3 protein-coding genes are annotated in these 6,636 nt (G+C 70.4%); 1 reads left to right on the top strand and 2 read right to left on the bottom strand.

Going from position 1 to position 6,636, the window contains the following annotated elements; all coding sequences use genetic code 11:
- Positions 1-52: 52 nt before the first annotated feature.
- Together ACFWRV_RS36185 and ACFWRV_RS36180 are read right to left on the bottom strand one after the other, a co-directional pair.
- Positions 53-2,404, bottom strand: a complete 2,352-nt coding sequence (locus ACFWRV_RS36185; RefSeq protein WP_384340409.1) for an AbfB domain-containing protein — start codon at positions 2,402-2,404, stop codon at positions 53-55.
- Positions 2,405-2,464: 60 nt separating this feature from the next.
- Positions 2,465-4,909 carry an RICIN domain-containing protein gene (locus ACFWRV_RS36180; protein ID WP_384340408.1) on the bottom strand — a complete coding sequence of 815 codons (2,445 nt, stop codon included), beginning with the start codon at positions 4,907-4,909 and terminating at the stop codon, positions 2,465-2,467.
- 565 nt (positions 4,910-5,474) lie between these two features.
- Here ACFWRV_RS36180 and ACFWRV_RS36175 point away from each other — a divergent pair.
- Positions 5,475-6,557: an ABC transporter substrate-binding protein gene (locus tag ACFWRV_RS36175; RefSeq protein WP_384340406.1), complete on the top strand. Its 1,083-nt coding sequence runs from the start codon at positions 5,475-5,477 to the stop codon at positions 6,555-6,557.
- Positions 6,558-6,636: the final 79 nt, after the last annotated feature.

Below are 6,636 nucleotides of genomic sequence, written 5' to 3'. Positions count from 1 at the left end.
GAGAGAACACTCTCCGCCGCCGCCGGGCCCCTGCCCGTGCCTCCTCGTCAGGTCACGGCGCCCACGGCGCGTCCACCGCCCACGTCGTGTCCTCGGTGAACAGCGCCGGGCTGTCGAAGGGCTGCTTGCCGCCGGGCGTGGCGAGCCACACCTCGGAGCCGATGTGGCGCAGATAGCTTCCGGGCAGATTGGCGCTGGTGAACCGCACCCCGCCGTTCCCCGCGACCGCGCACCAGGTGGCATCCGCCTTGAACAGCGCGGAGTTGTCGTTGGCGTCACGGCGCACCCGGAACTCGCGGTGGCGGAGGAACTCGCCGGGGTAGTTCCTGGACTCGAAGGAGTAGCAGTTGCCGTTGGCGAGCCCGGCGACGATCTTCCAGGTGGCGTCCGCCTTCAGCACGGCCGGACTCCCGCTGTTCACCACCTCGGTGGAGGCCAGGCCGTCGTAGTGGCGCAGGTGCTTCGTGGTGTGCCCGGGGGTGGTGACCCGCAGCGACCTGTTCTGCCCGGTGGGGAGGTTCACCGGGGGAGCGGGGTTGCGGGACGCCTGGATGAGGGCCTGGTTGGCGGCCTTGACCCGGGCGGTGTCCACCTTCACGACCTGGCGGTCGTACGTCAGCAGCCCGTTCGCCTCGTTCTCGACGTCCGTGATCTCCGTGTAGACCGACGCGGAGAGCCCGGCGGGGAGTTGGCCGATGCGGATGGAGTCCAGGAGGCCGACGAACCGGTTGTTGAGGGCCGCGATGCTCGGCTGGTCCTCGTAGCTGAAGCCGCCGCCCGGATACCACTCGTGGCCCGGCACCTTGTACCCCAGCCCGCCGAACTCGCCCAGCACGGCCGCCCGGGTGGCGCTCGGCGCGGTGTTCCCGGGGCCGACGTAGATGTGGTTGTCCACCACGTCGCCGTTGCCGCCGTCGACCGAGCCGCAGCAGTTGACCCCGCTCATGTTGTTGACGAGGCGCGAGGGGTCCTGGGCCTTGACCTCGTCGGCGATCCGGGCCTGGTCGTACTGCCCCCAGCCCTCGTTCTGGTTGACCCACATGACCACCGAGGGCGAACTGCGGTGCTGGTCGATGATGTTCCGGTACTCCGCCTCCCACTGGGTGCGGGCCGGCCCGTCCGGGACCTTGCCGGTGTCCATCGACGGCATGTCCTGCCACACCAGCAGGCCCAGCTTGTCCGCCCAGTAGAACCAGCGCTGCGGCTCCACCTTGATGTGCTTGCGGACCATGTTGAACCCGAGGTCCTTGTGCGCCTGGAGGTCGTACTTCAGCGCCTCGTCGCTCGGCGCGGTGTAGATGCCGTCCGGCCAGTAACCCTGGTCCAGGGTGCCGGTCTGGAACACGAACTTCCCGTTCAGCACCGGCCGCAGGATGTTGTCCACCTTGGCCAGGCCCACCGACCGCATGCCCGTGTAGCTGCCCACGGTGTCGGTGACGGCCGAGCCGTCGAGGAGATCGGCCTTCACGTCGTACAGGAACGGATCCTCGGGCGTCCACAGCCGGGGATTTGGTACGGGTACGGAGATCTCCCCGCCCACCGCTCCGGTCGCCGTGCCCACGACCGTACCGCCGCTGGAGATGGTGATCCGGGCGCTCCGACCCGCCGCGCCGGCCGTCTGGACCCTCACCCGCAGGGTGTTGTTCCCCAGGCTGGGCGTCATGTCGAGGCGGGTGATGTGGGCCGATGCCACGGGCTCCAGCCAGACCGTCTGCCAGATGCCGGAGGCCGCGGTGTAGAAGATCCCGCCGCCCGGGTGCGGTTTCACGTCGTTGATGCGCTGCTTGCCGACCGCCTGGCCGCCGGTCTGGCTCGGGTCGTAGACGGAGATCACGATCGTGTTCGTCCCGCCGGCCAGCTGCGGGGTGATGTCGTACGCGAACGAGTCGAAGCCGCCCTTGTGCGCGCCGACCTGGGTGCCGTTGACCCAGACCGTGGTCTGCCAGTCGGAGGCACCGAAGTGCAGCTTCACCCGGCGGTTGTTCCAGTTCGCGGGGACGGTGAAGGTCCGCTTGTACCAGAGCTTGTCGTTCTCGGTGATCCGGCGCTGGATGCCGGAGAGCGCGGACTCGGCGACGAACGGGACCCGGATCTGCTCCGGGAACGTCGCGGGCTGCCCGGCGTCACGGCCGGTGACCGCGAAGTCCCAGATGCCGTTGAGGTTCGTCCAGTCGGGGCGGGTCAGCTGCGGGCGCGGGTATTCCGGCAGCGGCTTGTCGACGGGGACCTGGTTGGTCCACGGCGTCGTCATGGGCGCGGGCTTCGGCTCCCAGGCGGCGGGCGCGGCGCCGGCCGGGGAGGTGCCGGTCCCCACGAGGGCGGTGGCCACCAGGGCGAGGAGGCCGGTGGTGGCCGCTAATCTCCGCCACCAGGTGCGGCGGCGGGGTGCGGGTGCTGGTCGCATGGTGGGACATCCCTTTCTACGGTCGTACGCGGAGGGGCGGGCGGTACGTCGGGAGAGCGCTCAGAGCAGCCGCCACAGGTGGTCGGCCGTGCCGTTGTCGTCGTACTGCACGACATGCGCGCTGTCGGCCGTGGACATGCCGTCCACGCCGAGGACCTTGTCCGAGTTCCGGTTGCGGATCCGGTACCAGCCGCCCCCGTCCGGGACGAGCTGCCAGAGATGGTCGGCGGTGTCGTTGTCGTCGAACTGCACGACATGCGCGCTGTTCGCGGTGGACATCAGGTCCACGCCGAGCACCTTGCCGCTGTGCCGGTTGCGGATCCGGTACCAGCCGTCCCCGTTGGCCACCAGCCGCCAGAGGTGGTCGGCCGTCCCCGTGTCGCCGAACTGGACCACATGCGCACTGTTCGCCGTCGACATGCCGTCCACGCCGAGCACCTTGCCGGAGTGCCGGTTCGCGATCCGGTACCAGCGGTCCGCCAGCCACGGTTCGGCGTCGGGCGCGGCCGTCGGGAAGGACGTGATCCGCAGGCGTGCCGCGCCCATGGGCACGAGCGTGACCTCCTCGACCGGCTCCGTCGAGCGCGCCGGGCTCGGCTGGAGGGGAGCGACCACGTGCCCGTCGTCCGCCGTCCACTCGGGGATGCGGCGGGCGCGGGCGGTCAGGGTGAGCGGGGTGCCGTCCAGCGTGAACGGGTTGTCCCCGGGGGCCCGGCCCGTGGAGTGGTGGCGCAGGTGCGCGGCCGGCCGGGCGGGGTCCACGACGAGGCCGTAGTTCCAGGGGCTCGTGGCGTGGACCGCGTACTCCGGGAACGTGTCGCTGCCGCCGATCCGCTCGTACTCCTCCCCGATCCTCAGCGAGTACGTGAGCGGCCCGTGGTCCACGCTGACGGAGTCGTGGTTCTCCGCCCAGGTGCGTACCGTGGTGCGCTGCGGCAGCCGCAGGGTGACCTTGTCGCCGCTCGACCAGGTCCGCTCGATCCGGGTGAAGGCCGGTCCGGCGGGCGCGGCGACCCGCTGCCCGTTGACCCGGATGTCGGGATCGGCGCACCAGGCCGGGATGCGCAGGACCAGCGGGAAGGCCAGCGGCTTCGGTGCGGTGAGGGACAGCGTGACCGAGTCCGTGAAGGGGTAGCCGGTCTCCTCCGTGAACGTCACCTCCGTGCCGTCCGCGACCTTCGCGCTCACCTCGCTCGGCGCGTACATCGCCGCCGCGAGCCCGCCGTCCGGGGTGGCCAGCCACAGCTCCTCGGTGAAGTACGGCCAGCCCATGCCGTAGTTGTGCGGGCAGCAGCGGTACTGGTCCACGCCCGGCAGATACGCCAGCATCGCGAACGGGTTCTGGAACTGGCGGTCCCGCTTGGGCTCGTCGTCCAGGTCCACGCTGTTGGCGCAGGTGATGTAGTGCACCGCCTTGCCCGAAGGGTCGAGCGAGGCCGGGAGCGAGTTGAACGCCAGCTCCTCGCAGCGGTCCGCCCACAGCGGGTCGCCGGTGATCCGGGTGAGCAGCTGGTGGCTCGCCATGAACTCGACGATCCCGCAGGTCTCGAAGCCCTGGCGGGGGTCGCCGTGCCCGGGCCGGGCGTTCTCGTCGCCCGCGAAGCCGCCGCCGGGGAACTGGCCGTAGGCGTCCATGGCCTTCGCGTACGTGCCGTAGGTGTCACGGGTGTCGGTGGCCGAGCCGCTGCGCAGCGCGAACTGGGCCGGCTCGCGGAAGCCCTGGGCGATGTTCACGTTGTGCGGGTTGACCAGGTTGTCGCCCCAGTCGGCCCCGTACCGGTGGATCTTGTCGACGAGGTCCAGGAGGAAGGCGTCGCCGGTGCGGTTGTAGAGCCACATGACGCTGTCCAGGCCGTCGCCCCAGCGCAGGGCGATCCAGCTGGTGTCGAAGGCCCCCGGTCCCTGGGCGTTCATGTAGCGGAAGAAGCGGCTCAGGAAGGGGATGATCCGGTTGTCCTCGGTGTACTCCTGCCAGGAGCGCAGGGCCTGGATCAGGGGGAGGAACGGCCAGAAGTCGGGTCCGCCGTTGAGCGAGGTCCGCAGCGCCTTCGGGCCGAAGAAGCCGTCGGACTGGCCGGTGGCGAGGATCGCGTCCATCCAGCGGCGGGTGGTGCCCAGCGCGGTCGCGTCACCGGTGACGATCGCGAGATCCGCGTAACCGCGCAGCCAGTACGGGACTTCCTCCCAGCCGCCCTTGTCCGGGCGCACCCAGCCGGTGGCCGTGAAGTCGAGGAAGTGCGAGAACTCCTCGTACCGGCCGCACAGGCCTTCCCGTTGGAGCTTCAGCTGCCCGGCCAGCCAGCCGTGTGCCTTCACCTTGCCCGGGGGCAGTTTCAGGAACGCCGTGGGGTGCAGCGGGGCCGCGTTGGGGGAGTAGTGGCCGCCCCGGGCGGCCGGGACCCGGTGGCGGTCGGGCGTCGCGGCGGTGGCCCACCGGCTGGTCGCGCCGGTGGCGACGGCGGTGGCCACCGCCGTCGTGATGAGCTGCCTGCGGTTCAGGGGCATCGGTGCGGCTCCTGCTCTCGGCCGCGGCCGCCTGTGCCGCGGCCGGGCTCGGTGGGGGTGGCTGCGCGGCACCGTGGCCGTGCAGGGCGGGGCTGCTGGGCGGCGCGGGGTGGGGCCGGACGGACCGGGACGCGGCGCGACGGCGGTCGGCGCATGCCGAGGACCGCCTTCGCGGGGCGGGACGGTCGGACGAGAACCGTTCTTGCAACGTTGAAAATGAGGCGTCCGGCGGTATGACAGCACGGCCTCGGGCGGGTGTCCAGACCTCGCGCAGAGCCGTTGTCGCGCGGTGAGCCGACGGCCGGGGGCCAACCGCGACGGTCGGCCGACACATTTTGGAAACGCATCGACAACGCTCTTGCCGCCCGTGCCGCACCGCCTATATAACGTTGTAAACCGAGCCGCCGACAGGCCGCGCAGGCTCTCACGACCGCTGTTCCCGCAGTACGGAGCAGGGGTGTGAGGAATGCAGTGGCATCAGCTGCCCCGTGGCCGATGCCTCGTCCCGCATGCCCGACCGCACGCCGACCAGCGTGCCGTCAACCCGCCAAGGAGCGTTCCGCGCATGATGATCCAGCGTCGATCCCGTACCCTCGCCGTGGCCTGCGTCCTCGCCGCCACCACGCTGGCCGCCGCCGGCTGCGCCAAGTCGGAGACCTCCAACAACGCGGGCGGCGACAGCAGTCAGGGAGCGCAGGAGGCCAAGACTCCCGATTCCTCGTCCGGCGCGGGCTGCAAGCTGGAGACCTACGGCGCGCCCAAGCTGGACCTGAAGGACGCCGTGGTCGGCTTCTCCCAGTCGGAGAAGGAGGCCAACCCGTTCCGGATCGCCGAGACCCAGTCCATCAAGGACGAGGCGAAGAAGATCGGCGTCAAGAAGCTCCTCACCACCAACGCCCAGTCCCAGCTGTCCAAGCAGATCAGCGACATCCAGGACATGCTGTCCCAGGGTGCGCAGTTCCTCATCGTCGCCCCGCTCAACTCCGACGGTCTGGAGCCCGCGTTGAAGGCGGCTGCCGCCAAGAAGGTCCCCGTCCTCACCATCGACCGCAAGGTCAACTCCACTGCCTGCAAGGACTACGTGGCCTTCCTCGGCTCAGACTTCGTCGAGCAGGGCAAGCGCGCCGCCGACGCGATGATCAAGGCCACCGGCGGCAAGGGCAAGGTCGCCATCCTGCTCGGCGCGTCCGGCAACAACGTCACCACCGACCGCACCAAGGGCTTCGTCGACCAGGTCAAGGCCGAGGCCCCCGGACTGGAGATCGTCGCCCAGCAGACCGGCGAGTTCGCCCGCGACAAGGGCCAGCAGGTCATGGAGCAGCTCATCCAGTCCAAGCCGGACATCACCGCCGTCTACGCCGAGAACGACGAGATGGGCCTCGGGGCGGTCACCGCGCTGAAGGCGGCCGGCAAGAAGCCCGGCAAGGACGTCAAGATCGTCTCGGTCGACGGCACCCGCAACGCCGTCCAGGCCCTGGTCAACGGTGAGTACAACGCCGTGATCGAGTCCAACCCGCGCTTCGGCCCGCTCGCCTTCGCCACCGCCCAGAAGTTCTACGCCGGTGAGGCGATCCCGGAGAACGTGATCATCACCGACCGCGAGTACGACGAGGCCAACGCCAAGGATTCGCTCGGCGGAGCGTACTGACCCGACCGGCGCTCCCTCCGGAACTCCCACCGGCACTCCGAACGGCACTCCGGCCGCCGCGTCGCCCCCGGGCATCCCC

The organism is Streptomyces sp. NPDC058576, assembly GCF_042718715.1.
Lineage (GTDB): Bacteria > Actinomycetota > Actinomycetes > Streptomycetales > Streptomycetaceae > Streptomyces.
The sequence above is the reverse complement of the archived record's forward strand: the minus strand, read 5'-3'. Positions and strand labels throughout refer to the sequence as shown.

Excerpts from the sequence above, each read along its gene's own strand:
- ACFWRV_RS36175 (WP_384340406.1), top strand. The coding sequence starts at position 5,475 with ATGATGATCCAGCGTCGATCCCGTACCCTCGCCGTGGCCTGCGTCCTC.
- ACFWRV_RS36180 (WP_384340408.1), bottom strand. The coding sequence starts at position 4,909 with ATGCCCCTGAACCGCAGGCAGCTCATCACGACGGCGGTGGCCACCGCC.
- ACFWRV_RS36185 (WP_384340409.1), bottom strand. The coding sequence starts at position 2,404 with ATGCGACCAGCACCCGCACCCCGCCGCCGCACCTGGTGGCGGAGATTA.